The sequence below is a fragment of the Micromonospora deserti genome (genome assembly GCF_003236335.1).
Taxonomy (GTDB): Bacteria; Actinomycetota; Actinomycetes; order Mycobacteriales; family Micromonosporaceae; genus Micromonospora; species Micromonospora deserti.
This window is the reverse complement of record NZ_POUB01000025.1, coordinates 19,443-44,428: the sequence shown is the minus strand read 5'-3', so window position 1 is coordinate 44,428 and position 24,986 is coordinate 19,443. Positions and strand designations below refer to the sequence as shown.

General features: G+C 74.7%; 22 protein-coding genes. 6 read left to right on the top strand and 16 right to left on the bottom strand.

Going from position 1 to position 24,986, the window contains the following annotated elements:
* Window positions 1-1,427, bottom strand: a 1,427-nt coding sequence (locus C1I99_RS06540) for an amidohydrolase (protein ID WP_111133300.1), incomplete at its 3' end; no start/stop codon positions are given.
* A gap of 5 nt (window positions 1,428-1,432) precedes the next feature.
* Window positions 1,433-2,494: an L-erythro-3,5-diaminohexanoate dehydrogenase gene (gene kdd / locus C1I99_RS06535; RefSeq protein WP_111133299.1), complete on the bottom strand. Its 1,062-nt coding sequence runs from the start codon at window positions 2,492-2,494 to the stop codon at window positions 1,433-1,435.
* 141 nt (window positions 2,495-2,635) lie between these two features.
* On the opposite strand from kdd, the gene C1I99_RS06530 reads away from it, so the two are divergent.
* A complete protein-coding gene (locus C1I99_RS06530) occupies window positions 2,636-4,045 on the top strand; it encodes a KamA family radical SAM protein (protein ID WP_111133298.1) in 1,410 nt (469 codons plus the stop codon).
* A 95-nt stretch (window positions 4,046-4,140) separates the two neighbouring features.
* Window positions 4,141-5,301: a low temperature requirement protein A gene (locus C1I99_RS06525; protein WP_111133297.1), complete on the top strand. Its 1,161-nt coding sequence runs from the start codon at window positions 4,141-4,143 to the stop codon at window positions 5,299-5,301.
* Here the strand turns inward: C1I99_RS06525 and C1I99_RS06520 are convergent.
* Both C1I99_RS06520 and C1I99_RS06515 read right to left on the bottom strand, forming a co-directional pair.
* The gene (locus C1I99_RS06520) at window positions 5,279-5,611 is read right to left on the bottom strand and encodes a YnfA family protein (protein ID WP_111133296.1); all 333 of its coding nucleotides are present in this window, start codon (window positions 5,609-5,611) and stop codon (window positions 5,279-5,281) included. The two genes, C1I99_RS06525 and C1I99_RS06520, sit on opposite strands and share 23 nt — an antisense overlap.
* An 86-nt stretch (window positions 5,612-5,697) precedes the next feature.
* Window positions 5,698-5,880 (bottom strand): CsbD family protein, encoded by a 183-nt coding sequence (locus C1I99_RS06515; protein ID WP_111133295.1) that lies wholly within the window; start codon window positions 5,878-5,880, stop codon window positions 5,698-5,700.
* A gap of 151 nt (window positions 5,881-6,031) precedes the next feature.
* Between C1I99_RS06515 and C1I99_RS06510 the strand changes: the two genes are divergently transcribed.
* Window positions 6,032-6,643, top strand: a complete 612-nt coding sequence (locus tag C1I99_RS06510; protein WP_111133294.1) for a histidine phosphatase family protein — start codon at window positions 6,032-6,034, stop codon at window positions 6,641-6,643.
* Here C1I99_RS06510 and C1I99_RS06505 read toward each other — a convergent pair.
* The 4 genes from C1I99_RS06505 to C1I99_RS06490 all read right to left on the bottom strand — a co-directional run bounded on the left by C1I99_RS06505 (window position 6,573) and on the right by C1I99_RS06490 (window position 10,492).
* On the bottom strand, window positions 6,573-7,079 hold the full coding sequence (locus C1I99_RS06505) for an Lrp/AsnC family transcriptional regulator (RefSeq protein ID WP_111133293.1): 507 nt from the start codon (window positions 7,077-7,079) through the stop codon (window positions 6,573-6,575). The two genes, C1I99_RS06510 and C1I99_RS06505, sit on opposite strands and share 71 nt — an antisense overlap.
* Window positions 7,080-7,170: 91 nt before the next feature.
* On the bottom strand, window positions 7,171-8,313 hold the full coding sequence (locus C1I99_RS06500) for an acyl-CoA dehydrogenase family protein (protein ID WP_111133292.1): 1,143 nt from the start codon (window positions 8,311-8,313) through the stop codon (window positions 7,171-7,173).
* Complete coding sequence (locus C1I99_RS06495) at window positions 8,310-9,425, bottom strand: M24 family metallopeptidase (protein WP_111133291.1); 1,116 nt, start codon at window positions 9,423-9,425, stop codon at window positions 8,310-8,312. Before C1I99_RS06495 ends, C1I99_RS06500 begins: the two co-directional genes overlap by 4 nt.
* A 185-nt stretch (window positions 9,426-9,610) precedes the next feature.
* Window positions 9,611-10,492, bottom strand: a complete 882-nt coding sequence (locus tag C1I99_RS06490; RefSeq protein WP_111133303.1) for a winged helix-turn-helix transcriptional regulator — start codon at window positions 10,490-10,492, stop codon at window positions 9,611-9,613.
* An 88-nt stretch (window positions 10,493-10,580) separates the two neighbouring features.
* Here C1I99_RS06490 and C1I99_RS06485 point away from each other — a divergent pair, with 88 nt between their 5' ends.
* Together C1I99_RS06485 and C1I99_RS06480 are read left to right on the top strand one after the other, a co-directional pair.
* Window positions 10,581-11,849, top strand: a complete 1,269-nt coding sequence (locus tag C1I99_RS06485) for an MFS transporter (RefSeq protein WP_111133290.1) — start codon at window positions 10,581-10,583, stop codon at window positions 11,847-11,849.
* Window positions 11,850-12,006: 157 nt separating this feature from the next.
* Window positions 12,007-12,918: a 5'-3' exonuclease gene (locus C1I99_RS06480; RefSeq protein WP_111133289.1), complete on the top strand. Its 912-nt coding sequence runs from the start codon at window positions 12,007-12,009 to the stop codon at window positions 12,916-12,918.
* Here C1I99_RS06480 and C1I99_RS06475 read toward each other — a convergent pair.
* Window positions 12,903-15,698: a DEAD/DEAH box helicase gene (locus C1I99_RS06475; protein ID WP_111133288.1), complete on the bottom strand. Its 2,796-nt coding sequence runs from the start codon at window positions 15,696-15,698 to the stop codon at window positions 12,903-12,905. The genes C1I99_RS06480 and C1I99_RS06475 overlap by 16 nt on opposite strands.
* A 77-nt stretch (window positions 15,699-15,775) precedes the next feature.
* Here C1I99_RS06475 and C1I99_RS06470 point away from each other — a divergent pair, with 77 nt between their 5' ends.
* Entirely contained in the window at window positions 15,776-16,561 is a 786-nt protein-coding gene (locus tag C1I99_RS06470) for an HAD family hydrolase (RefSeq protein WP_438941386.1), read from the top strand.
* Between the two features lie 28 nt (window positions 16,562-16,589).
* Here the strand turns inward: C1I99_RS06470 and C1I99_RS06465 are convergent, their stop codons facing one another.
* The 7 genes from C1I99_RS06465 to C1I99_RS06435 all read right to left on the bottom strand — a co-directional run bounded on the left by C1I99_RS06465 (window position 16,590) and on the right by C1I99_RS06435 (window position 24,822).
* Window positions 16,590-17,531, bottom strand: a complete 942-nt coding sequence (locus C1I99_RS06465; protein ID WP_111133287.1) for a diacylglycerol kinase — start codon at window positions 17,529-17,531, stop codon at window positions 16,590-16,592.
* Between the two features lie 49 nt (window positions 17,532-17,580).
* Window positions 17,581-20,340 carry an AfsR/SARP family transcriptional regulator gene (locus C1I99_RS06460; protein ID WP_111133286.1) on the bottom strand — a complete coding sequence of 920 codons (2,760 nt, stop codon included), beginning with the start codon at window positions 20,338-20,340 and terminating at the stop codon, window positions 17,581-17,583.
* 683 nt (window positions 20,341-21,023) lie between these two features.
* Window positions 21,024-21,977 (bottom strand): twin-arginine translocase subunit TatC, encoded by a 954-nt coding sequence (gene tatC / locus C1I99_RS06455; RefSeq protein ID WP_111133285.1) that lies wholly within the window; start codon window positions 21,975-21,977, stop codon window positions 21,024-21,026.
* Between the two features lie 18 nt (window positions 21,978-21,995).
* Window positions 21,996-22,280 (bottom strand): Sec-independent protein translocase subunit TatA, encoded by a 285-nt coding sequence (gene tatA / locus C1I99_RS06450; RefSeq protein ID WP_111133284.1) that lies wholly within the window; start codon window positions 22,278-22,280, stop codon window positions 21,996-21,998.
* 208 nt (window positions 22,281-22,488) lie between these two features.
* Window positions 22,489-22,737 (bottom strand): hypothetical protein, encoded by a 249-nt coding sequence (locus tag C1I99_RS06445; RefSeq protein ID WP_111133283.1) that lies wholly within the window; start codon window positions 22,735-22,737, stop codon window positions 22,489-22,491.
* 10 nt (window positions 22,738-22,747) lie between these two features.
* Complete coding sequence (locus C1I99_RS06440; protein ID WP_111133282.1) at window positions 22,748-23,827, bottom strand: helix-turn-helix transcriptional regulator; 1,080 nt, start codon at window positions 23,825-23,827, stop codon at window positions 22,748-22,750.
* Complete coding sequence (locus C1I99_RS06435; protein WP_111133281.1) at window positions 23,824-24,822, bottom strand: helix-turn-helix transcriptional regulator; 999 nt, start codon at window positions 24,820-24,822, stop codon at window positions 23,824-23,826. The genes C1I99_RS06440 and C1I99_RS06435 overlap by 4 nt, the downstream gene beginning before the upstream one ends.
* Window positions 24,823-24,986 lie beyond the last annotated feature (164 nt).

The following is a 24,986-nucleotide window of genomic DNA, read 5'->3' as shown; positions in this document are numbered from 1 at the left end:
GGCGTCGACCACACCGCGAACGTCGCCGGCGCCCCCAACGCGAGGACACCCTCGTTGTCCAGGTGCACCGCCCGCCACCCGCCGCGGGTGTGCGCGGCGAACGCCGCCCGCACGCTCATCCGCTGCGCCGGGTTGTGGTGCGCCGCCGCCGCCCGCACCGACCCCCACGGGTCCAGCGGCGTCACCGGCGAATCCGACCCGAACGCCAACGCCACGCCCACCGCGTGCATCGACCCCATCGGGTTCGACTCCAACGACCGGGCAAGACCCAGCCGCGACTCGTACATCCGGCCCGCGCCACCCCACAACCGGTCGAACGCCGGCTGCATGCTCGCCACGATCCCGTACTCCACGAACCCGGCGATCAGCCGCTTGCTCATGATCTCCGCGTGCTCCACCCGGTGCCGGGCCGCCCGCAGCCGATCCGTGCCGACCTTCTCCGCCGCCGCCGCGAACCCGTCCAGCACCGTCGAGATCGCCGCGTCACCGATCGCGTGGAACCCGCCCTGCAGACCGTGCGCCGCGCAGTCCAGCAGATGGTCACGCACCTGCTCCGCCGACAGGTACCCGTGCCCGCAGCCGTCCCCGTCGAGGTACGCCTGCGACACGTGCGCGGTGCGCGCTCCCAACGCCCCGTCGGCGAACAGGTCACCCCCCGCACCGACCGCGCCCAACTCCCGCGCCCGCGCCGCGCCGCCCAGCTCACCCCAGTACCCGTACACCTCCGGCAACCCCGCACCGGAGATGCCCAGCAGGCCGGTGAAGTCATCCTCGTCGGAGATCTCCGGACCGCCGCACTCATGCACCGCCGCGATCCCCAGCGCCGCCGCGTGTTCGAGGGCCACCCGCTGCGCCGCCACCCGCTGCGCCCGGGTCACCGAGGCGAACGCCGCCGCCCGCACCACGTGGTGCGCGTCGCGGCGCAACCACCCCGACGCGTCGAAGCCGGCCGCCGCGGCCACCTGCGGGCACGCCGCCAGCAACGCCCCCGACACCAGCGCCGAATGGATCGACGCCTGCGACAGGTACACCCCCCGGCCCCCGGCCGCCCGGTCCAGCGCCGCCGCGTCCGGCGGCGACGGCACCGGCCAGCTCGACTCGTCCCAGCCGTGCCCCAGCACCACCGCGTCCGCCGGCAGGCCCCCCGCGAACCCCGCCACCGCGTCCAGCAGCTCACCGGCCGAGCGCACCCCGGACAGATCCAGGCCCGACAACGCCAGACCGGTGTCCGTGGCGTGCACGTGCGCGTCCACGAACGCCGGCGTCACCAACGCCCCGGCCAGGTCCACCACCTGATCCGCCGGCGGCGCGTCCGCGTCCGTCCCCAACCAGGCGATCCTGCCGTCGGCGACCAGCAGGGCCGTCGCCGACGGGTCGGCCGGACAGTGCAGCACCGCGCCGCGGTACAACGTCGAGGGGTTCGTCATGGCACTCAGTCTGCCGCCAGCCTGGCCTCGAACAACGCGCGCACCCCCGGCTCGGCACGCAACAACCCCAACGCCAACTCCGCGTGCCCCGGCACGTACCCGTTGCCCACCAGCATCGTCACGTCCGCCGCCAGGCCCTCCGCGCCCAACGCCGCCGCCGCGAAACTCGTCGCCATCGAGAAGAACACCACCGTGCCGCCGTCCGCGGTCGCCAGCACCGCCCCGTGCTCGCAGCCCGGCACGTCCACGCACACCACCGTCACGTCCGCCGGCGCGCCCAACGCCGAGGTCACCGCCGTGGACAGCGCCACCGGATCCCGGGCGTCGGCCAACGCGACCGCCGACGCCAGACCGGCATCCTCCAGCGCGTCCCGCTCCGCCGCCACCGGCACCACCCCGACCGTACGCGCCGCGCCCGCCCGCCGCGCCGCCGCCAGGGACAGCGACCCGCTCTTGCCGGCACCGCCGATCACCGCCACCCGGACCGGCGCCGGATCACCCGCCCGCTGCCGCTCCGCCACATACCCCGACACCACCCGCGCGGTCAACGCCGGCGCGCCGCACACGTCCAGCACCGCCAGGGACAACTGCGGATCCAGGTCGTCGGGGAGCACCGCCGCGATCGACCGGGCGAACAGGATCGCGTACCCGTCGCACGGCACCTGCTCGCTGCGCCCGTCCCACCGGGCCAGCCCGTCGAGAATCGTCAGCGGGGTCAGCGTCAACGACACCAACGTCGCCACCCGCTCCCCCGGCTTCAACCCCAGCGGGGAGCGCCGCCCGGACTCCTCCACGGTGCCGATCAGCATGCCCCCCGACCCGGTCACCGGGTTCTGCATCTTCCCCCGGGCCGCCACGATCTCCAGCACCTCGGCGCGCACCGCGTCCCCGTCGCCGCCGTGCTTCTCCCACAACTGCCGGAAACTCGCCGCGTCCAGGTTCAACCGCTCCACCCGGATGCGCACCTCGTTCGGCGCGATCTCCGGGCGGGCGTCCAGCCGCCACGCCGCCTGCGGCAGCACCCCCGCCGGTTCCACAACGCGGTGCAGACCCACCGGTGACGTCACGCCGACCTCCCCTGTCCAGCCGCCCGAAGCCCCGGCCAGGGCTCGCGTAACGGGAAAACTTCCGGCAGACTAATTTCTTCACGGGATATTTTCCAGTAGCCTTCGGGCCGCTGACCACCCGCACCACACCGAGGAGGGGCCGTGACCCAGACACAACCGGTGCAGACCATCCCTGCGCCCCACCCCGCGCCGACCACGGTCCCCACCGCCGGGCAGCCCTACGAATACCGCCGCGCACCCCTGGTCGAACCCGACTGGACCCGCTTCCCCGGCTGGCGCCACGTCACCCGCGACCAGTGGGAGAACGCCCAGTGGCAGCGCGTCAACTGCGTCAAGAACATCAAGCAGCTGCGCACCGTCCTCGGCGACCTCGTCGACGACTCCTTCTACGACGACCTCGCCACCGACCAAGCCGCGCTCGCGACCATGTCGATGCTCGTCCCCCCGCAGATGCTCAACACCATGGTCCCGTTCGCGCCGATGACCACCGAGGCGTTCCTCGCCGACCCCATCCGGCGCTACATGATCCCCGTCGCCTCCGACCGGCGCACCGACTGGCCGTCACACCCCTACGCCACCCGCGACTCACTGCACGAACACGACATGTGGGTCGCCGAGGGCCTCACCCACCGCTACCCCACCAAAGTCCTCGCCGAACTGCTCTCCACCTGCCCCCAGTACTGCGGCCACTGCACCCGGATGGACCTGGTCGGCAACTCCACCCCCACCGTCGACAAGCTCAAACTCACCCTCAAACCCGTCGACCGCTACGACGCCCACATCGCGTACCTCAAGGGCCACCCCGGCGTCCGCGACGTCGTCGTCTCCGGCGGCGACGTGGCCAACGTGCCCTGGCGCAACCTCGAGTCCTACCTGATGCGGCTGCTCGAGATCGAAACGATCCGCGACATCCGCCTCGCCACCAAGGCCCTCATGGGCCTGCCCCAGCACTGGCTCCAGCCCGACGTCGTCGAGGGCCTCGAACGCGTCGCCCGCACGGCCGCCCGCCGCGGGGTCAACCTCGCCCTCCACACCCACGTCAACCACGCCCAGTCGCTCACCCCGCTCGTCGCCAAGGCCACCCAGACCGCCCTCGACGTCGGCGTCCGCGACGTCCGCAACCAGGGCGTACTCATGCGCGGCGTCAACGCCACCGCCCCCGACCTGCTCGACCTCTGTTTCGCCCTACAGGGCGAAGCCGGCATCCTGCCGTACTACTTCTACATGTGCGACATGATCCCCAACGCCGAACACTGGCGGGTCCCCGTGTGGCACGCCCAGCAGCTCCAGCACGACATCATGGGCTACCTGCCCGGCTACGCCACCCCACGGATCGTCTGCGACGTCCCCTTCGTCGGCAAACGCTGGGTACACATGCTCACCGAGTACGACCGCGAACGCGGCATCTCCTACTGGACCAAGAACTACCGCACCTCCATCGAATCCGCCGACCTGGAGGCCCTCAACAAGCGCTACGCCTACTACGACCCGATCGACACCCTGCCCGAGACCGGGCAGAAGTGGTGGGCCGACCACCGCGCCGACGGCTGACCCACCCGCACCCCGTCACCCCCGCCGTCACACCGACGCCGGGGGTGACGCGTTTGCGCCCACCACCGCACCCGGCCCGGTTAGCCTCCACCCTCATGAGCACCCGACAGCGGCGCGACACCGCCCCCGCCGACCGGGCCACCCCCGTCGAGATCTTCTTCGACGTCGTCTTCGTCCTCACCATCACCCAACTCGCCCACCTGCTCGAGGACCACCTCGACTGGAGCGGCCTCGGCAGCATCATCCTGATCCTCGGCCTGCTCTGGTACCTCTACAGCGGATACGCGTGGCTCACCAATCACGTGCCACCCCGCCGCCCCGCCCACAAACTCCTCCTCTTCGCCGCGATGGCCGGCTTCCTGCTCACCGCCATCGCCATTCCCGACGCCTTCACCGGCAGCGGCCTGCTCTTCGGCATCGGCTACCTCGTCGTGGTCACCGTCCACCTCACCCTGTTCAGCCAGAGCACCGCCCGTGCCGGCGTCCGCCGGCTGGCCCCCTACAATCTCGGCGCCGCCCTGCTCGTCCTCGCCGCCGGCCTGCTCTCCGGACCCGCCGTGTACGCCCTCTGGGCCGCCGCCGTCTTCGCCCAGACCGTGCTGCCCTACCTGCTCCCCGGCCACTCCTGGCTCGGCGTCGCCGCCAGCTTCCGGATCGTCCCCGGCCACTTCGTCGAACGGCACGGTCTGCTCGTCATCGTCGCCCTCGGCGAGACCGTGGTCACCATCGGCATGGGCGCGCCCCTGGACCACCTCACCCCCAGCACGGTGGGCGCCATCGTGCTGGCCCTCGCCCTCCCCGCCGCCCTCTGGTGGACCTATTTCACCGAGGCCGGCGCCGCCGAGGCGGCCCTCGACCGCGCCGAACTCGGCCCCCGCAGCCGGCTGTCCGCCCGCGTCTACATCCTCGCCCACTTCGTCCTGCTGCTCGGCATCATCGCCACCGCCACCAGCTTGCACGCCACCGTCGCCCATCCCGACGCCCCGACCGGTTGGCCGGCCGCGCTCGCCCTCTCCGGCGGAGTCGCCCTTTTCCTGGTCGGGATCGCCGACGTCCGCCGCGTCGTCCGCCACGGCCGTTCGGGCAGCCGCCTGGTCACCGCGGCCCTGGTCCTGGCCACGATCCCGGTCGGCGCCTACGTCAACGCCACCCTGCACCTGGTCGTCGTGATCGCCCCGGTGACCGCGATGCTGATCCTCGACGGCCGCCGCCCCGCCGGCCCGACGCGACCGGTCAGCCGCGCGGCGCGTACATGATCACGCCGACCCCGACCAGGCAGATGGCGGCGCCGGTCAGGTCCCAGCGGTCCGGCCGGAACCCGTCGACCAGCACCGCCCACCCCAGCGACCCCGCCACGAACACCCCGCCGTACGCGGCCAGGATCCGCCCGAAGTGCGGATCCGGCTGGAGGGTGGCCACGAAGCCGTAGCAGCCCAGGGCGATCACCCCGGCCGTGACCCACCACAGGCCACGGTGCTCCCGCCACCCCTGCCAGACCAGCCACGCCCCGCCGATCTCGGCCAGAGCGGCCAGGGCGAACAACAGCAGGGATCGGGCGACGCTCACGCCGGCGACCCTAGCCGCCCACCCCGGCGGTCCGCACGTGCGGCGGCCCCCGGTAGGTATGCCGGGGGCCGCCGCGACTCGCCGGTTCACCGCGTGAAGGGTGCCTGCACATTCTCGGTCTGCTCGCCGGCCCGCTTGGCCCGGGCGTCGCGCTGCTGCGCCGCCCCCTCCGCGCGCATCCGCTCGTTGTCGGCCATGTCGCCGATCCGCTCCTTCGCGGTACCGGCCAGCTCCTCGACCTTCTTCCGGGCCTTGTCGGTGAAGCTCATCTCGCCTCCTCCGCTCGGTGGCGTCGTCCCGGTCGCTTGCCCGTCGTGGGTGGCGGCAAACGCGGTGCCGGCGAGCACCACCCGTATGGCATCCTAGGAGGATAGGACAGGACGCTCGCGGTGCTCCCGCACCGGATGGTTGACTGGGGCCATGGGAGAGCTGCTGCTGATCCGGCACGGCGAGACCACCTGGAGTGCCAGCCGCCGGCACACCTCGTACACCGACCTGGAGCTGACGCCCGACGGCGAACGACAGGCCCGCGCGCTCGGCGCGACGCTGGCCGGGCGGCGGTTCGTCGCGGTACTCACCAGTCCCCGCACCCGGGCGGTGCGCACCGCGCAGCTCGCCGGCCTCACCATCAGCGCAGTCGACGATGACCTCGCCGAGTGGCACTACGGCCGGTACGAGGGGCGCACCACCGCCGACATCCACGGCGACCACCCGCACTGGAACATCTGGACCGACGGCTGCCCCGGCGGCGAGTCACCCGGCCAGGTCGGCGACCGGCTCGACCGCGTGCTCACCCGCGTCGCTCCCCTGCTCGACCGCGGCACGGTCGCCCTGGTCGGCCACGCGCACAGCCTCCGCGTGCTCGGCGCCCGGTGGATCGGCCTGCCCCCGTCGGCCGGCGGGCGGCTACGGCTGGACACCGCCACCGTCAGCGTGCTCGGTCACGAACACGGCCGGCAGGTCATCCTGCGCTGGAACCAGCCGGCTCACCCGCCGCCCGGGCCCGTACCCGCGGGTTCGGATCGGCACTGATCTTCGGCGGCCGGTTCTCGTACGGCGTGGAGAGCACCACCGTCGTCCGGGTCGTGACGTTCGCCGCGGTGCGGATCTCCTGCAGCACGCGCTCAAGGTGGGTCGGGCTGGCCACCCGCACCAGCAGCAGGTAGAAATCCTCACCAGCGACCGAGTAGCACGAGTCGATCTCCGGCAGGTGGGCCAGCCGCTCCGGGGCGTCGTCCGGCTGTGACGGGTCGAACGGCCGGATCGCCACGAACGCGGTCAGCGGCAGGTCGAGGGCCTCGAAGGAGACCCGCGCGGCGTACCCCTTGATCACCCCGCGCTGCTCCAGCCGGCGCACCCGCTGGTGCACGGCGGACACCGACAGGCCCACCCTCTCCGCCAGATCCGTGTACGACAGCCGGCCGTCAGCCGTCAGCGCGGCGACGATGGCGCGGTCGATCTCCTCCACGGCGTGCAACCTACCGGGAAAAACGCCACAGTGCGACGACGGGCCCGCCGGGCGTCACCCACGGGCCCGTCGTCGTCGCGTTCCGTGTCGGTCAGCCCTTGGCCAGGGACCGGGAGATGACCAGCCGCTGGATCTGGTTGGTGCCCTCGACGATCTGCAGCACCTTCGCCTCGCGCATGTACCGCTCCACGGGATGGTCGGCCACGTAACCGGCGCCGCCGAGCACCTGCACCGCGTCGATGGTCACCCGCATCGCCACGTCGGTGGCGAACAGCTTCGCCTTGGCCGCCTCGATCGAGTACGGCCGGCCGGCGTCGCGCAGCCGGGCCGCCGCCAGGGTCAGCGCCCGCGCCGCGGAGATCTGCGTGGCCAGGTCGGCGAGGGTGAAGCCGAGACCCTGGAAGTCGATGATCGGCCGGCCGAACTGCTGCCGCTCCCGGGCGTAGCCGACCGCGTAGTCGAGCGCCGCCTGGGCCAGCCCGACCGCGCAGGCGGCGATGCCGAGGCGGCCGGAGTCCAGCGCGGACATCGCGATGCCGAAGCCGCCCCCCGCCCCGCCGATCAGCCGCTCGGCCGGCACCCGCGCCCCGTCGAACGCGATCTGCGCCACCGGCGAGGCGTGCAGGCCCATCGTCCGCTCCGCGGCCTGCGGGTGGATGCCCGGCGTGCCACGGTCGGCGAGCAGGCAGGAGATGCCCTTCGGGCCGGGTCCGCCGGTGCGGCAGAAGATGTTGTAGAAGTCGGCCACCCGGGCGTGGGTGATCCACGCCTTGGTGCCGGTCACCACGTAGGAGTCGCCCTCGCGCACGGCCTTCGTGGTCAGCGCCGCCGCGTCCGAGCCGCCCTGCGGCTCCGAGAGGCAGTACGCGCCGAGCAGCTCCCCGCCGATCATGTCGGGCAGCAGCTTGCGCTGCTCGTCCGTGCCGAACTGGGCGAGCGGGTAGCAGGACAGGGTGTGCACACTGACCGCCTCGGCGACCGCCAGCCAGCGGCTGGCCAGGATCTCCAGCACCTGCAGGTAGACCTCGTACGGCTGGGCCGCGCCACCGTACTCCTCGGGGTACGGCAGGCCGAGCAGGCCGGCCCGGCCCAGGGTGCGCAGCACCTCCCGGGGGAACTCGGCGCGCTCCTCGAACCCGGCGGCCTTCGGGGCCAGTTCCCGGTCGGCGAGTTCGGTGGCGAGGTCGAGCAGGTCGTGGGCCTCGTCGGTGGGGAGGATCCGGTCGACAGTCATAGCGCGATGAGCTCCGTGGGGGTGGTGTTGAGCCGTTGCCCGCCGTCCGTCGTGCAGACGACGATGTCCTCGATGCGGGCGCCGTGCCGGCCCGCCAGGTAGATGCCGGGTTCGACGGAGAACGCCATGCCCGGCTCCAGCGGCCGGGCGTTGCCCGCCACCACGTACGGCTCCTCGTGGCCGTCCAGGCCGATGCCGTGGCCGGTGCGGTGCAGGAACGCGTCGCCGTAGCCGGCGGAGGCGATCGGCGCCCGCGCGGCGACGTCCACCGCCTCGGCGGTCACCCCGGGACGCACCGCCGCCACCGCCGCGGCCTGGGCGGCGTGCAGCACCATGTAGTAGTCGGTGAACTCGGCCGGGGCGCGCCCGCCGGCGACGTAGGTACGGGTGCAGTCGGAGCGGTAGCCCGAGGGCATGGTGCCGCCGATGTCCACCACCACCGGCTCACCGGCCCCGATTGGGCGGTCGGAGGTGCCGTGGTGCGGGCTGGCGCCGTTCGGGCCGGCGGCGACGATGACGAAGTCGACGGTCACGTGACCGGCCGCCCGGATGGCCGCGGCGATGTCGGCGCCCACCTCGGCCTCGGTGCGTCCGGGGCGCAGCCACCGGCCCATCCGGGCGTGCACCGCGTCGATCGCCGCGCCCGCCTCGGCGAGGGCCGCCACCTCGGCCGGGGACTTGCGGATCCGCAGCTCGCGCAGCACCTCGGAGGCGAGCCGCTGCGCGACGCCGGGCAGCGCCGCGCGCAGGGCGAGGACCTGTTCGGCCCACATCCGGTCGGCCAGCCCGACCGCTGCCACCGGCCCACCGAGGGCCGCGACGACCAGGGGGTACGGGTCGGTGCCGTCGGCGTGGTCCACGATCCGCACACCGGTGGCCGGCGCCGGAGACGCCTCGGCGGCCGGGCGTTCCAGGGTGGGCACGACCAGCGTCGGCTCCCCCTCGGCGGGCAGCACCAGGCAGGTCAGCCGCTCGCCGACGTGCGCGTCGTAACCGGTCAGGTAACGCAGGTCCGATCCGGGGGTGAGCAGCAGCGCGTCGAGGCCGGCGGCGGCGGTGGCGCGCTGCGCGGCGACCAGCCGCTGCGGCGGGTACAGATCGTCGGTTCCCACCCCGTCAGCTTAACGGTCGTTTGGGCGACGACCTAGCCGACCCGGCGCCGGAGAGCGCACTCCCGTTCATCGATAAACGTCGTCAGCTCTCACGGTAAACAGTCTTCAGATTTGGCTTCCTCGGGCCCCTGCTCCCCCGGCCCACGCCCCCGGTCCGGCGTCACGGCCCGCGGCGGCGGACGGGCTCAGGCCGCGGACCGGCGGCGGACCAGGTCGAGCATCTCGTCCACCGAGCCGGCCGGGTCGGTGACCGGAAACTGGACCGCGCGGACCACCGCGCCCGGGTCGACCAGGAGCGTGAGCCGCTTGAACCGCTCGACGCCCCCGGCGCGGAAGGTGGGCAGCAGCAGCCCGGCCGCCAGCCGGCCATCCTGGTCGGACAGGAGCGGGAAGGGCAGCCCGGCGTACGCCACGAAATCGGCCAGCTGGTCCGGGCGCTGGGTGCTGACCCCCCGGACCTCGGCACCGGCGGCCCCGAAGTCCGCGTGCCGGGCCGCGTAGGTGGTCGACTCCAGGGTGCAGCCGCCCGCGCCAGGGATGTTCGCCCAGCCCGGCGGGAGCCCTCGCGCCGCCGGGGCGAACGCCCCGGGGAAAAGGTAGAGCACCCGCCAGCTCCGCCCGCCGGCCACCGCCACCGGCTGGCCGTCGTGCCGGGGCAGCACCACCTCCGGCAGCCGCCGCCCGACCAGGTCGTGCACCCGGCGCGCCTCAGGGGAGGTGGCGGCGGCCGTCGCGGTGAGTTCCCCGTCGCCCATGACGTGGCGGGTGCCCCAGTCCTGCAGGGCGATGAGCACCGGCAGCAGGCCCTCACCCTTGGCGGTGAGCAGGTAGTCGAAGCGGAGCGGGTGCCGCGAGTAGGGCCGGCGCTCCAGCACGCCATGCTCCACCAGCCCGGCAAGCCGTTCGGCCAGCGCGCGCCGGCTGACCCCGAGCTCCCGCTGGAGGGCGTCGAAGCGGGTCGTGCCGCCAGCGACGTCGCGCACGATGAGGAAGGTCCACCAGTCACCCAGCACGCCCAGCGCCTGGGCGATGCCGCAGTCCGCGTCCGCGAGGTCGGCCCGCCGCAACTCCCCCACCCCCACCAGTTTCGTCGCCCCGACTATAGTCCGTTCCAGATTGGAACTTACTGGCTTGCGGGAACGGGGGCGGACGACCATGGGCGTCGGACAGCGGGCCGGGGTGTTCTGGCGCTGGTGGACCGCCGGCACGGCCAGCTCGGTCGGGTCGGCGGTCGGCGCGGTGGCCCTGCCACTCACCGCCCTGACCGTGCTCGACGCCAGCCCGTTCGAGATGGGGCTGGTCGCGGCAGCCAGCTACGTCGCCTGGCTCGTGATCGGGCTGCCGGCCGGTGTCATCGTGCAGCGGTTGCCGCTGCGCGGCGCCCAGGTGGGCGCCGACCTGGCCCGCGCGGTGGCCGTCGCGTCGATCCCGCTCGCCTGGTGGTCGGGCCGGCTGACCGTCGCCCACCTGATCGTCACCGCACTGGTGATCAGCTTCGCCACCGTGCTCTCCGACGTGGCGAACGCCACCTTCCTGCCGAGCATCGTCGACCGGGAGCAGCTGCAGTCCCGCAACAGCCTCACCTCGGCCACCCACGCCGCCACCCAGCTCAGTGGGCCATCCCTCGGCGGGCTCGCCGTGCAGGCGCTCGGCGCGGTGCCGACCCTGCTCGTCGACGCGGCCAGCTACCTCGTCTCGGCGGCCCTGCTCCGCTCCCTGCCCGCCCGGCGCGCCGCCGCACCCGACCGGTGGCCGCCGCTCGGCAAGCTGATCCGGGAGGGCTGGCGGTTCGTGGCGTACCACCCGGTGATGGGGCCCGGCATGTGGGCCGCGACGGCGGTGAACTTCGTCTGCGGGGCCCAGTTCGCGCTCTACCCGCTCTACCTGGTCCGGGAGCTGGACGCGCCGCCCGGCCTGGTCGGCGCGCTGCTCGCCGTCGAGGGCGTCGGCTCGCTGGTCGGGGCGGCGCTGACCCCCCGGATCACGGCCCGCCTCGGCACCGCCCGCGCGCTGATCGCCGCCGGCGCGGTCTCCGTGGGCGGGGCGTTCCTCGTCCCCTGGGGCAGCGGCTGGCCGGCGTACGCGGCCTTCGCGGTCGGCAACGTCGTCTTCGCCGGCGGCGTGGTGGTGCTCAGCGTGACCACCCGGACCTACCGGCAAATCGCCAGCCCGCCCGACCTGCTCTCCCGGGTGATGGCCACCGTCCGGTTCGTCTCCTGGGGCGCGATCCCGATCGGCGGCCTCACCGCCGGCGCCCTGGCCGGCGCCGTCGGCGCCCGCACCACGCTGCTGGCCTTCGCCGGCGCGGCGGTCTGCGCACCGGCGGTGCTGCTGCTGTCGCCCGTCCGGCACCTGCGTGACCTCACCGACCACGACCGGGCCGCCGCCGGCTACGACCGCTCCCGGGTGGCCGCCGACCGCTGAGCGGCCGCCCGGGGCCAGCGCATCCGGTACCTGGCCCGGCGGAAGCGGCGCCACCGCGACGACGGCGCGTCCTGACCGCGCCGCCACCCGCCGCGCCGGACGCCGAACGTCGGTGGGTTGTGCCACGCTGTCGGACGTGGCACAGCAACCCCCGATCATGCTCATCGACGCGCCCAGCCTCTACTTCCGGGCTTTCTTCGGCATCCCCGAGTCCGCCGCCCGGGCCGCCGACGGCAGCCCGGTCAACGCGGTGCGCGGGTTCCTCGACATGCTGGCGACCCTGATCCGCACCCGCCGGCCAGACCGGATGGTCTGCGCCATGGACCACGACTGGCGGCCCGACTGGCGGGTCGCGCTGCTGCCGTCGTACAAGGCGCACCGGCTGGCCCCCGCGGGCGGCGAGGTGGTGCCCGACACCCTCACCCCCCAGGTACCGGTGATCCTGGACGTGCTCGACGCGCTCGGCATCACCACCCTCGGCGCGGCCGGCTACGAGGCCGACGACGTGCTCGGCACGCTCTCGGTCACCCAGCCCGCGCCGGTGGAGGTGGTCTCCGGCGACCGGGACCTGTTCCAGCTGGTCGACGACGCGCGTGGCGTCCGGCTGCTCTATGTCGGGCGCGGCGTGGCCAAGCTGGAGAACTGCGACGGCACCGCGGTGCGCGCCCGCTACGGCGTGCCGGCCGACCGGTACGCCGACTTCGCGGCCCTGCGCGGCGACCCCAGCGACGGCCTGCCCGGCGTGCCGGGCGTCGGCGAGAAGACCGCCGCCCGGCTGGTCGAACGGTACGGCGACATCGCCGCCATCCTGGCCGCCCTGGACGACCCGGCCGCCGGCTTCGCGCCCGGGCTGCGGACCAAGCTCACCGCCGCGCGGGACTACCTGGCGGTCGCCCCGAAGGTGGTCCGGGTGGCGCTGGACGTGCCGCTGCCGCCGCTGCGCACCGAACTGCCGACCGCACCGGCTGATCCGGAACGGCTGCTGGAGCTGGCCGAACGCTGGAACCTGGCCGGCCCGGCCCGCCGCCTCCTCGACGCCCTCGCCACCCGTCCTCAGGCGGCGGCGTGATAGGCCAGGACGCCGCGGTTCACCGCGGCGATCGCCTGCCGGGCGGTGGCGCGCAGCTCGGTCGAGGCGCCGCCGGAGTCGGCGAGTTGACCGAGCAGGTCGACCACCTGACGGGCCCACCGGACGAAGTCACCAGCCGGCATCTCCCCGTCGATCTCGTGTCCGCTCGCGAGGACCTTCGCCAGCGCCTCGCCCCGCGCCCAGCGGTAGATCGGCCAGGCGAAGCCGAGATCCGGCTCGCGGGTGACCGCCAGGCCGCGGGCGGCCTCGTCCGCCTCGATCTCGCTCCACAGCTTGAGGGTCTCGTCGACCGCCTCGGCGACGGCGCCGCGCGGCAGCGACGCCCGCTCGTCGACGTCGCGGCGGGCCTCGAAGACCACCACGGAGACGGCGGCGGCCAGCTCGGCCGGGGACAGCCCGTCCCAGACGCCGCGGCGCAGGCACTCGGCGACCAGCAGGTCCGCCTCGGTCCAGATCCGGCCGAGCATCCGTCCGGCGTCGGTCACCGCGCCGTCCGGGGCGAGGTAGCCGCGCGCGGTGAGCAGCGCGACGATCCGGTCGAAGGTACGCGCCAGCGAGCCGGTCCGGCCGGCCACCCGCTGCCGCAGCTCCTCGGTGTCCCGTTCCAGGCGGCGGCGCCGCTCCGCCCAGCGGGCGTGCTCCTCCCGCTCCGGGCAGGCGTGGCAGGGATGCCGGCGCAGCTCGCCGCGGAGCTGGCTGAGCCGGTGGTCCTCACCGGCGGCCTGCCGGGACCGGCCACCCCGGCGACCGGCGTGCCGGTTCAGCCCGGTGCCGCTGACCTCCGCGGCCAGGTCCCGCCGGGCGGCCGGCGAGCGATGGTTGAAGTGCTTCGGCACCCGGATCCGGGCGAGCACCTCGGCAGGGGTGGTGAAGTCACCGGGGCTGACCCGGCCGGCCCAGCGATCCTGGGTGAGCACCAGCGGTCGGGGCTCACCGAAGCCGCCGGTCGCCGGGTCCAGCACGACCGCCAGTCCCGCCCGGCGCCCCGACGGCACCCGGATCACGTCGCCGACCCGCAGCCGCTCCAGCGAGGCCACCGCCGCGGCCTTGCGTTGGCTCTGCCCCTGCCGGGCGAGGGCCCGCTCCCGGTCGGCGACCGCCACCCGCAGCGCGAAGTACTCGTCGAAGTCGCCGTGGTGGCAGACCGCCTCGGCGCCGTACGCCTCGATGGTCTCGGTGTTGCGCTGCACCTGCCGCGCCAGGCCGACCACCGACCGGTCGGCCTGGAACTGGGCGAACGAGGACTCCAGCAGCGCCCGGGCCGGCTCCGCGCCCACCGTGCCGACCAGGTTCACGGCCATGTTGTACGAGGGCCGGAAGCTGGACCGCAGCGGGTAGGTGCGGGTGGAGGCGAGGCCGGCCACATGCCGGGGGTCGGTCTCCGGGGACCACACCACCACGGCGTGCCCCTCCACGTCGATACCCCGGCGGCCGGCCCGGCCGGTGAGCTGGGTGTACTCGCCCGGGGTCAGGTCGACGTGCGCCTCACCGTTGTACTTGACCAGCCGTTCGAGCACCACGCAGCGGGCCGGCATGTTGATGCCCAGGGCGAGGGTCTCGGTGGCGAAGACCGCCTTGACCAGGCCGCGGACGAACAGCTCCTCCACGACCTCCTTGAACGCCGGCAGCATGCCCGCGTGGTGGGCGGCCAGGCCGCGCTCCAGCCCGTCGAGCCACTCCCAGTATCCCAGCACGGACAGGTCCTCGCCGGGGATGGCGGTGACCCGGGACTCGACCACCCGGCGGATCTCCGCTCGCTCCTCCGGGGAGGTGAGCCGCAGCCCGGCGGCGAGGCACTGCTGCACGGCGGCGTCGCAGCCGGCCCGGCTGAAGATGAACAGGATCGCCGGCAGCAGACCCTCGCGGTCGAGACGGTCCACGATGTCCGGGCGCATCGGCCCACGCCAGCGCGGCCCGCGCCGCCCGCCGCCCGGGCCGGCGCTGCGCCCCTCCCCGAGTTCGAGGCGGCGCATCGTGTCGCGGGTGTAGCGCAGCAGCTCCGGGTGCACGTCGTGCTTGCGGGCCGCGTCGGCGTCGTGGAACAGGTCGAACATCCGCCTGCCCACCAGCATGTGCTGCCACAGCGGCACCGGGCGGTGCTCGCTGACCACCACCGCGGTCTCGCCGCGCACGGTGACCAGCCAGTCGGCGAACTCCTCGGCGTTGGAGACGGTCGCCGACAGCGAGACCAGGGTGACCGAGGCGGGCAGGTGGATGATCACCTCTTCCCAGACCCCGCCGCGGAACCGGTCGGCGAGGTAGTGCACCTCGTCCATCACCACGTACGCCAGGCCCTCAAGGGTGGCCGAGCCGGCGTAGAGCATGTTGCGCAGCACCTCGGTGGTCATCACCACCACCGGGGCGTCGCCGTTGATCGCGTTGTCGCCGGTGAGCAGCCCGACCTGCTCGGCGCCGTAGCGGTCGACCAGGTCGTGGTACTTCTGGTTCGACAGCGCCTTGATCGGCGTGGTGTAGAAGCATTTGCGCCGCCCGGGCGCCGCGCCGTCGGCCGCCGCCGGCTGCCCGGGCGTGCCGCGCAACGCCAGGTGTACGGCGAACTCGCCGACCACGGTTTTGCCGGCACCGGTCGGAGCGCAGACCAGCACGCCACTGCCCCGCTCCAACGCCTGGCACGCCTCCCGTTGGAAGTCGTCCAGGTCGAAGCCCAGGTCGAGGGCGAACTCGTCCAGCGCCGGGAACTGGGTGGCCTGCGCGGTCCGGCGGCGCGCCGCGGCGTACCGCTCGGCGGGGCTCGACATGGCACCAAGATTAATGCGTGCCGGCGCGCGACACCGGACAAGGCCGTCCGGTCGCGCCGTCGGGGACGGTCGGTAGGGTGCACGGCGTGCCGGAGCATGCCGAAACGTCCCAGACCCCCGCCCCGGGCGCCGCCGACGCCGCCGGCCGGCGGGCCTTTCGCCGGCCCGTGGAGGGGGTCCTGTTCGACTTCCACGGCACCCTGGCCCAGGTCGAGGACGCCCACGAATGGGTGTCGTCGGCCGCCGCGGCCTGCGGGGTCACCCTGGAGCGGATGCGGGCCACCGCGCTGGCCGACCGGCTGCTCACCGCGGGCCGGGCGGGCGGCCCGCTGCCGGCCCGGGTGCCACCCCGGCTGGCCGAGCTCTGGGCCGACCGGGACCTCTACCCGCACGCCCACCGGGGCGCGTACGTCGGGCTCGCCGAGACGGTCGACGCCGGCATCGAGGGCTTCGCCGAGGCGCTCTACGACCGGGTGCTGGTCCCCGAGGGCTGGGTGCCCTACCCCGACACCGCGCCGACGCTGGCCGCGCTGCGCGAGGCGGGGGTACGGGTGGCCGTGGTCAGCAACATCGGCTTCGACATCCGGCCGATGTTCCAGGCGTGGGGGCTGGCCGAGCTGGTCGACGCCTTCGTCCTGTCGTACGAGGTGGGGCGGTGCAAGCCGGATCCGGGCATCTTCCTGCGCGCCTGCGGCATGCTGGGGGTCGACCCGGAGCGGGCGCTGATGGTCGGCGACACTCCGGCCGACGCCGGCGCGGTCGCGGCCGGGTGCGCCGTGCTGGTGCTGCCGGCCGCCGACCCGGGCCGGGGCAACGGCCTGGGAGCGGTGCTCGACCTGGCGGACGCGGGGATGCAGCCCTGACGGCGGGACGGCCCTGCGGCAACCCGGGTCAGCGGAGCAGGTGCACCGCCCGGGGCACGGCGGTGACCGTCACCGGCAGCCGCAGGGCCCGCTCCCCATCGGCGTACGTGGTGATGCCCTCGGCGGCCAGCTCGACGATGCGGGCCCGGTAGCTGTGCACCAGCGGGTGCGCCACGTGGGTGCCCCGGTAGATGCGCGGCTTGACCCGGATCAGGGTGCGCCGGTCGAACCGCCCGCCGACCACCACGTCGAGCAGCCCGTCGGTCGGGTCCGCATCGGGGCAGATCCGCATCCCCCCGCCATAGCAGGCGCCGTTGCCGACGGCCACCAGCACGGCGTCGGTCTCCACGGGCTCGCCGTCCAGGCGCAGCGTGTAGCGGCGCGGCCGCAGCCGGGCCAGCTCCACCAGAATCGCCAGGTCGTAGCGGCGCGACCCGCGCGGCCAGCGCATCCGGTTGGCGCGCTCGTTGACGATCGCGTCGAACCCGGCGGCGAGCACCGCGCCGTACCACCGCCGGACGCCGTCGGCCCCGGTGATCCGGGCCAGGTCCACCGGCCGGCTGCGGCCCTCCCGCAACGCCGCGGCGATCACCTCGGCGGCGGCCAGCGGGTCGGCCGGGAAGCCGGTGTCGGCCGCGAAGTCGTTGCCGGTGCCGGCCGGCACCGGGCCGAACCGGACCGCCGTCCCGGCGACCGCCTGCAGGGCCCGGTGCACGGTGCCGTCACCGCCGACCGCGACCAGGGCGGCCGCGCCGCCGGCGACCGCGGCGTGGCACACCTGTTCGGCCTGCTCGGCGGTGCACGCCCGGAGCAGCTCCACCGGCCGGCCGGCGGCCGCGAGCCGCTCCAGCAGCTGCGGCAGCAGCTCCCGGTGCCGTCCCCGACCGGCGGCCGGGTTGGCCAGCACGGCGACGGGACCGTCGGCAGGCGGCGCGACGGAGGGGTGATCGGCTGCGGTCACGGCGAGCACCGTACCGCCCGCGCTGGCACCGCCCGCCCGGGGCGCGACCCGCGCGGAGTCAGCCGAGTTCGCCGCGCAGGCGCGCCGCGTCCGGGTGCCCGAGACCCTCGAGGATCCGCAGCGCCTCCTGCCGCGCCTGGCGCGCCGCGCCCGGATCACCGACCGCGTCGTGCGCGGCGGCGAGCTTGCCCAGCGTCTGCCCCTCGTTGCTGAGGTCACCGGCCTCCCGGAACAGGTCCAGCGCCCGGCGGTAGCAGGCGACCGCCTCCGCCGGCCGGCCGCGGCGCTGGTGGATGTAGCCGAGACTGTCCCAGGTGACCGCCTCGCCGAACCGGTCACCCGCGCCCTGCAGCAGGGTGAGCGCCGCCCGGCAGTGCCCGAGCGCCCGGTCGAGGTCACCGAGCAGCGCGTACTGCCAGCCGACGGTGTTGCGGGCGTTGGCGGTCATGACTCGGTCCCCGAGCCGTTCGTAGGCTCGCATCGCCTGCCGGGCGTGGTGCAGCGCCGCGCGGTGGCGGCCGCGCCGCTCCAGTACCCAGGACAGGTTGCCGTGCACCTGCGCGGCGCCCTGCTCGTCGCCGGTCTGCTCGTACAGGGCGAGCGCCCGCCGCAACTCGGTGTCCGCGTCGGGCAGCCGGCGCAGGCGGGCATAGGCGCGGCCCAGGTTGCGATGGGTGTGCGCGCGGGCGAGCGGCACGCCGTCCCGCCCCACGGCGTCCAGCGCCGCGCGGTGCACCGCCACGTAGTCGTCCCAGTGCCCCTGCCGGTCGAAGAAGGTGACCAGCGCCCAGGCGAGCTGCCACCGGTGGGCCTCGAAGCCGGCCGGGGCCTGGTGGACGAGCGCGACCAGTGTCGGGTGCTCCGCCTCGAACCACGCCATCGCCTGCCGCGGGTCGCCGACCGGCTCGGGCCGGGCGCCGGCCCGCGGCGGGGCCGGGGTGACCACGTCCCGCCGTGGGTTGAGCAGCCGGTCCGCCGCCAGTGCGGTGTGCAGGTAGTGGTCCAGCAGGCGGTGCGCCGCCGCCCGCCGGACCGCCGCGTCGTCGTGCGCGTGGACAAGCTCGGCGGCGTACCCGCGCAGCAGGTCGTGCATGCCGTACCGGCCCGGCCGGGGCTCGTCGACCAGGTGCGCGCGGGCGAGCGCGACCAGCGCCCGCCGGGCCCCGTCGGGGTCGACGCCGGCCAGGCTGGCCGTGGCGGCCACCGAGACGGTGGGGCCGGGGTGCAGCCCGAGCAGCCGGAACACCCGGGCCGCGGTGGCGCCCAGCGTCCGGTAGGACACCGCGAACACGGTCCGGACGTCGCTGCTCGGCGCGCCACCGTCGAACCGGTCCAGCCGGTCGCACTCCCGCAGTTCGGCGGCGAGGGCGGCGAGCGGGAACGCCGGCCGGGTGGCGGCCCGGGCCGCGATGACGGCCAGCGCGAGCGGTAGCCGGGCCGACGCCTCGATGATCTCCTCGGCCGCCCGCGGCTCCCGCCGCACCCGTCCGGCGCCGACCCGGCGGCTCAGCATCTGGCGGGCCTCGTCGACGGAGAACAGACCCAGCGGCAGCGGCGTGGCGGCCTCCGCCGCGACCAGGCTGCTCAGATCGGCCCGGCTGGTGACCACCGTGAAGCAGGAGCAGGTGCCGGGCAGCAGCGGGCGGGCCTGCTCGGCGTCGCGGGCGTTGTCCAGCACCACCAGCATCCGCCGGTCGGCCAGCAGGCTGCGGTAGAGGCCGACCTGGGCGTCGAAGCCGGTCGGCAGCTGCCCGGCGGGCACCCGCAGCGCGTCCAGCAGGCCCCGGACCGCCTCGGCCGGTGTCACCGCGGGGCCGCCGGGGTCGAAGCCCCGCAGGTCGACGTGGAGCTGCCCGTCCGGGAAGCGGGCCCGCGCCGTGTGCGCCCAGCGCACCGTCAGCGCGGTCTTGCCCACTCCGGCGGAGCCGGTGACCGCGACAACCCGCACTCCCGAGTCCGGGCACGCCGCCGCGTCCAGCGCGGACAGCTCGGCAGCGCGGCCGATGAACGCGGGCAGCGGGGCGGGCAGCTGGCGCGGCACGGTCGGCGCCGTCTCGACGGCCGGTGACGGCGGTTCCTCGCGCAGCACCGACTGGTGGGCCCGGCGCAGCAGCCGACCGGGTTCCACGCCGAGTTCCGTGGCGAGCCGGGCCCGGGCGGCGGCGTACACCTCCAGTGCCTCGGCGGTCCGCCCGCACCGGTGCAGGGCGAGCATGAGCTGGGCGTGCAGCCGCTCTCGAAACGGGTTGTCCCGCACCGCCTGGCGCAGCGGCCCGATCACCTCGGCGTGCCGGCCGGCGTCCAGCTCGGCGTCGTACAGCTCCTCGAGCACCCCGAACCGGCGCTCCCGCAGGGCGGGGCCCTGCGCGTCCAGCAGCGCCTCGGTGGTGCCTCCGAGTGTCGGCCCAGGCCACAGGTCCAGTGCCCGGCGGAGCAGCGCGGCCCGCTCGCCGGGACGCCCGGTGGTGCCGTCCCGCGCCCGGGCCACCGCCTCGTCGAAGTCGTGCAGGTCGAGCTCGCCGGGCGCGACCTGGAGGAGATAGCCGGGCGGGCGACGCGCGACCACCGCGGGCCCGAGCAGCTTGCGCAGGCCGGAGACGTACGCCTGCAGCTGACCGCGGACGGTGGTTGGCCACGCCTCGCCCCAGCCCACGGCGATCAGCCGTTCCTCGGACACCACCCGGTTGGCCTCCAACAGCAGCGCCGCCAGGATCGTCCGCGGTTTGGGGCCGCCCACCGGCAGCGGCACGCCGCCGACGTGGACCCCCACCGGGCCGAGCAGATGGTAACGCCGGCCCCCGTTCCGGTCGGTCTCCACACCTCCACTATGGATCACTCCCGGCCGCGGGCCGACCGCGTTCCCGGGCTGTGAGCTGGGGTTGCCGGATGCTCATCCGGCGGTCGACCCACGTTCATCCCGGCGTGACGGGGCGTTTAAGCACACCGGCAGGGCGGCGCGGAGTTCGAAGCTGTCGAAGCGATTCGTGGAGGTCACCGACGGGATCGGCTTCACCGGCCCGCACGGCACGGCGCAGCGGCACGTACGCGACCTTCGTCATCGAGGTCGACCGGGTGCTCTCCCGCTAACCGGCCGGGTCACCGGCGGGCGCGTCCACGTCGAGGTGCCCACGGGCGTGGGGACGTCGCCGCAGCGGCTGGCCGCGCTCAACCCGGACGCCAGCGTCGTGGCCGTGCTGGACGACATCACCACCTGGCGGCCGAACCCGGCCCTGTCGGTGGTCCGGCCGGCCGCCGTGCCGGCCGGGGCCCGGCTCTACGCCGCGTACCACGACGGCCTGTGGCTGCAGGGCGAATGGGACACCGAGATGCTCAGCATCCTGGCCGAGCACGAGGAATCCGGTGGGGGTACGGCGACGCCGTACCCCCACTCTGGCTGCGACACGGCAGCGGGATCGCCGGTTCCACACCCCGGTGCCACAGACGGAACGCCGCCCCCGCGACGGGGGCGGCGTTCCGCGCGTGGGTCGCCGGGCCGGACGGTCAGGTCATGTCGTCGTAGCGGCGGTCGATCGGAGCCGGCGCGACGACCGGCTCGGGTGCGCTGATCGGCGCGACCGCGTCGACCGACTGCCCCGCCTCCACCGGCTCGCGGTCGAACTCCAGCGGCGACACCTCGTCGTCGGCGATGCCGGCGTAGATCTCCTTGCCCCGACCCCTGCGCTTGTCGTTGACGAACGCGACGCCGACCGCGGCGAAGTAGAGCGCGCACAGGCAGATCGCCAGCGCGGTCATGCCGAACGGGTCCGGGGTGGGGGTTACCACCGCGGAGAAGGCGAAGAAGACGAAGACCGCCACCCGCCACCAGCTCAACAGCCGCTTCGCACTGGCGATGCCGACGAAGTTGAGCATCAGAACCAGCAGCGGGAACTCGAACGCCACCCCGAACAGCAGGATCAGGTTGGTGATGAAGCTGATGTAGCGGGTGATGTCCAGGGTGGTGGTGATGTCGCCCCCGCCGGAGACGTTCAGCAGGAACTCCAGGCCCTTCGAGGTGACGAAGTAGGCCAGCACCGCGCCGCCGGCGAACAGCGGCGCGGCCAGGGCCGTGAAGATGTACGCGTACCGCCGCTCGTGCCGGTGCAGACCGGGAGCGATGAACGCCCAGAGCTGGTAGAGCCAGACCGGCGCGGCCACGATCAGCCCCACCCAGAGGCCGACCTTCAGCTGCAGCAGGAACAGGTCGGCCGGACCGAGCTGGACGAAGGCGCAGGACCCGTTGGCCAGGCGCGCCTTGGGCAGGTCACAGTATGGCTGCTGCAGCAGGTGCAGTACCGGCCCGGCGAGCCAGATCCCGAGGCCGAAGCCGACCACGACCGCCAGTGACGCCTTGAACAGCCGGTTGCGCAGCTCGCGGACGTGCTCGATCAGGGTCATCGAGCCGTCGGCGGCCCGCTCGAAATTGCTCGGGCCGCGCTTGCGGAGAGCGAAGGCCACGGTGCTCGGGCTCTTCCGTCAGTTGTCGCGGACGCGGTGCACCGGGTCGGCGACCGGCTGCTGCGGCGGGGCCTGGTAGGGGGCCTGCTGCGCGGAGTTCGGCGGCAGCGGCTGGTAGCCGGCCTGCGCGTCGGCCTTCTCGGCGAGGTCGCGGTCGTCGTCCTGCAGGCTCTTCGTCTCGGCCTTGATGATCCGCAGCGAGCGGCCCAGCGAACGGGCCGCGTCGGGGAGCCGCTTCGCGCCGAAGAGCAGGATCAGCACGACCACGAGTACGGCGATGTGCCACGGCTTGAGGGCACCCATGGGAAGCTCCAGTCGCTTGTGTGTCTGCAAGGGGTGTACCGCAGCCCATCGTACGTGCGCCGTGGGCCGTTGCCACCCGCCGGGCGCTGGTGGTTCGTCCCGGCCGGTGAAGTCTTGACCAACCCCGAGTGTCCCGTCAACCGTCCGGCGGGCGGATCGTTCCGGCGCGCAACCGGGCCGGAACCGCAGCGCCGCGACGCCGGGTGGATCAACCGCCGCGCTTGGCCCTGATCAGTGCCAGCCGCTGCTGGGTGGTGTCGAGCTGACGCTGGAGCCCTTCGGCCCGCTGCTGGAGCGTCTCCGCGGTTTCGCGCAGCGCCTCCGCCTCGGCGGCGCGCCGCCGCAGGGCCACCGCCGCGCGCCGCAGCCGGGGCAGCCGCGCCACCAGCGGCCGGACGGCCAGGGCGAGCACGACGAGCGCGAACAGCACCACCGCGAGCACGATCCAGGTCACCACGGCGGCCAGCCTACTGGGTGCCCGCGGTCACTGCCGGATCGGCGGGCGGCGCGTCCGCCGCGGCGCCCGGCCGGTCGACCGGGCCGGGCTCGGGGCGCCGGGGCGCGGCGGGCAGCGCCGGCGTGGCGTACGCGTCGAGCGCGGCGACCGCCGCGGCGCGGACCTGCTCGGCCAGCTCGGCCGGGGCAACCACGGTGACGTCCGGGCCGAGCCCGAGCACGAATCGGCGGGCCCAGCCGAGGTCGGTGACCCGCAGCGAGACCAGCCACTGGTCGCCGTCACCGGCCTCGACCCGCTCGCAGGGGTAGTACTCGGTGATCCACCGCTCGCCCCGGCCGATCCGCACGGTGATCAGCGGCAGGTCCGGCGAGGGCCGGAACACGCCGTCGGTGAGATCGTGCGGGCGTGCCTGGGGCGGCACCACGGCCGGCTCGTCGAGCTCGGTGACCGCGTCGATCCGGTCGGCCCGGAACAGCCGCACCGCCTCCGCCCGGCGGCACCACGCCTCCACGTAGGCCCGGCCGCCGACCATCAGCATCCGCAGCGGGTCGACGACCCGGTCGGTGGTCTCGTCGCGGGCGGCGGTGTAGTAGGTGATCCGCAGCGCCCGGCCGCGCTCGACGGCGGCGCGCAGCTCCGCCACCCGCCGGGTGTCCGCCGGCAGCCGGACGGCCACCGGCGCCCCGACCATGTCGCCGGCCGCGTTCTCGATCTTGGCGAGGGCCCGCTCCACCGCCTCCCGGTTGGCCACCCCCGGCGTCTCGGCGAGCATCCGCAGCGCCACCACCAGCGCGAGCGCCTCGTCCGGGGTCAGCCGCAGCGGCCGGTCGATGCCGGCGTCGTAGGTGATGGTCACCCGGTCGCCGTCGAAGGCCATGTCGATCAGGTCGCCGGGGCCGTAGCCGGGCAGCCCGCACACCCAGAGCAGTTCCAGGTCCTCGCGCAGCTGCTTCTCGGTGACCCCCAGGTCACCGGCCGCCTCGGCGATCTCGATGCCGGGCCGGGCCAGCAGGTAGGGCACCAGGTTGAGCAGCCGGGCGAGTCGGTCCGCCGACGCGCGGGATCCGCCGCGGGCGGGCGGCCGGGTCATCGGGCACCTCCGGCGACGGCCACCTCGTCGTGCCGGGCGGCGATCTCCTTGAGCCGCTGGATGACCGCCTCCCGCACCTCTGGTGGGTCGAGCACGCGCACGTCGGGGCCGTAGCCGACGAGCTGACCGGCGAGGGACTCCGGCTCGGCGTAGGGCAGCACGAGCCGGTCGCCGTCGGGCCCGGCGGTGACGTCGACCGCCCACCGGCGCAGCCCGGCGGCCCGGCCGGGGGCGACCAGCACGGTGGCCCGGCCCGTCCGCTCCACCGGCCCCGACCAGCGCGCCACGTGGCTGATCAGGTCGACACCGGCCGGCGGCTGGTAGCCGCCGGGCGCGCCGGTGACCCGGACCGCGCCGACCACGCGGGACAGCCGGAAGCACCGGGTCGCGTCCCGGTCCAGGTCGTGCCCGACCACGTACCAGCGGCCCCGCCAGCAGACCACGCCCCACGGCTGCAGCCGCCGGCGGCCGGGCTCGTCCCGGTCGGGCACCCGGTAGTGGAAGCTCACCTCGCGCCGGTCCCGCGCCGCGGCGGTGAGCGGTGCGAACGCCGGGTCGACGGTGACCATCGGCTCCAGCCCGAGGGTGGCCTGCGGGTCCACGTCGACGCCGGCGGCGCGCAGCTTGGCCAGGCCGGAGGAGGCGGCGGCCGCCAGCCCGGCGTGCTGCCACAGCCGCGCGGCGATGCCGACCGCGGCGGCCTCGTCCGGTTCGAGGGGAATGTCCGGGAGCGCGTACTCGCGCGGGGCGATCCGGTAGCCGGGCTCCGCGTCGAAGACGCTCGCCATGCCGGTCTCCAGGGGTACGCCCAACTCGCGCAGCTCAGCCTTGTCCCGTTCGAACTTGCGCTGGAACGCCTCGTGGTCACGCGCGTCGGCCGGATCGTGCTCGTAGCCGGGCACGGTCGCGGCGATCTGCGCGGCGGTCAGGAACCGTCGCGTCGACAGCAGGCAGATCACCAGGTTGACCAGGCGTTCGGTGCGGCTCCGCGACACACTGGAACGCTAGCAGCCCGGGCGCCGCAGCCGCGCACCCACGCGGCACGCCGGGCCCGGGTCGCCAGCGGCCGGTCCGGGTCGCCCCCGACCGTCCGGCGCGGGCCCGTGGCGCTCCGGGCGTCGCCACCGGGCGGTCCGGGCGTCCCCGGGCGCGGCCGGCC

Coding starts and splice junctions, on each gene's coding strand:
- C1I99_RS06525 (WP_111133297.1), top strand. CDS start 4,141: ATGAGCACCCGACAGCGGCGCGACACCGCCCCCGCCGACCGGGCCACC.
- C1I99_RS06515 (WP_111133295.1), bottom strand. CDS start 5,880: ATGAGCTTCACCGACAAGGCCCGGAAGAAGGTCGAGGAGCTGGCCGGT.
- C1I99_RS06510 (WP_111133294.1), top strand. CDS start 6,032: ATGGGAGAGCTGCTGCTGATCCGGCACGGCGAGACCACCTGGAGTGCC.
- C1I99_RS06500 (WP_111133292.1), bottom strand. CDS start 8,313: ATGACTGTCGACCGGATCCTCCCCACCGACGAGGCCCACGACCTGCTC.
- C1I99_RS06485 (WP_111133290.1), top strand. CDS start 10,581: ATGGGCGTCGGACAGCGGGCCGGGGTGTTCTGGCGCTGGTGGACCGCC.
- C1I99_RS06480 (WP_111133289.1), top strand. CDS start 12,007: ATGCTCATCGACGCGCCCAGCCTCTACTTCCGGGCTTTCTTCGGCATC.
- C1I99_RS06475 (WP_111133288.1), bottom strand. CDS start 15,698: ATGTCGAGCCCCGCCGAGCGGTACGCCGCGGCGCGCCGCCGGACCGCG.
- tatA (WP_111133284.1), bottom strand. CDS start 22,280: ATGGGTGCCCTCAAGCCGTGGCACATCGCCGTACTCGTGGTCGTGCTG.
- C1I99_RS06440 (WP_111133282.1), bottom strand. CDS start 23,827: ATGACCCGGCCGCCCGCCCGCGGCGGATCCCGCGCGTCGGCGGACCGA.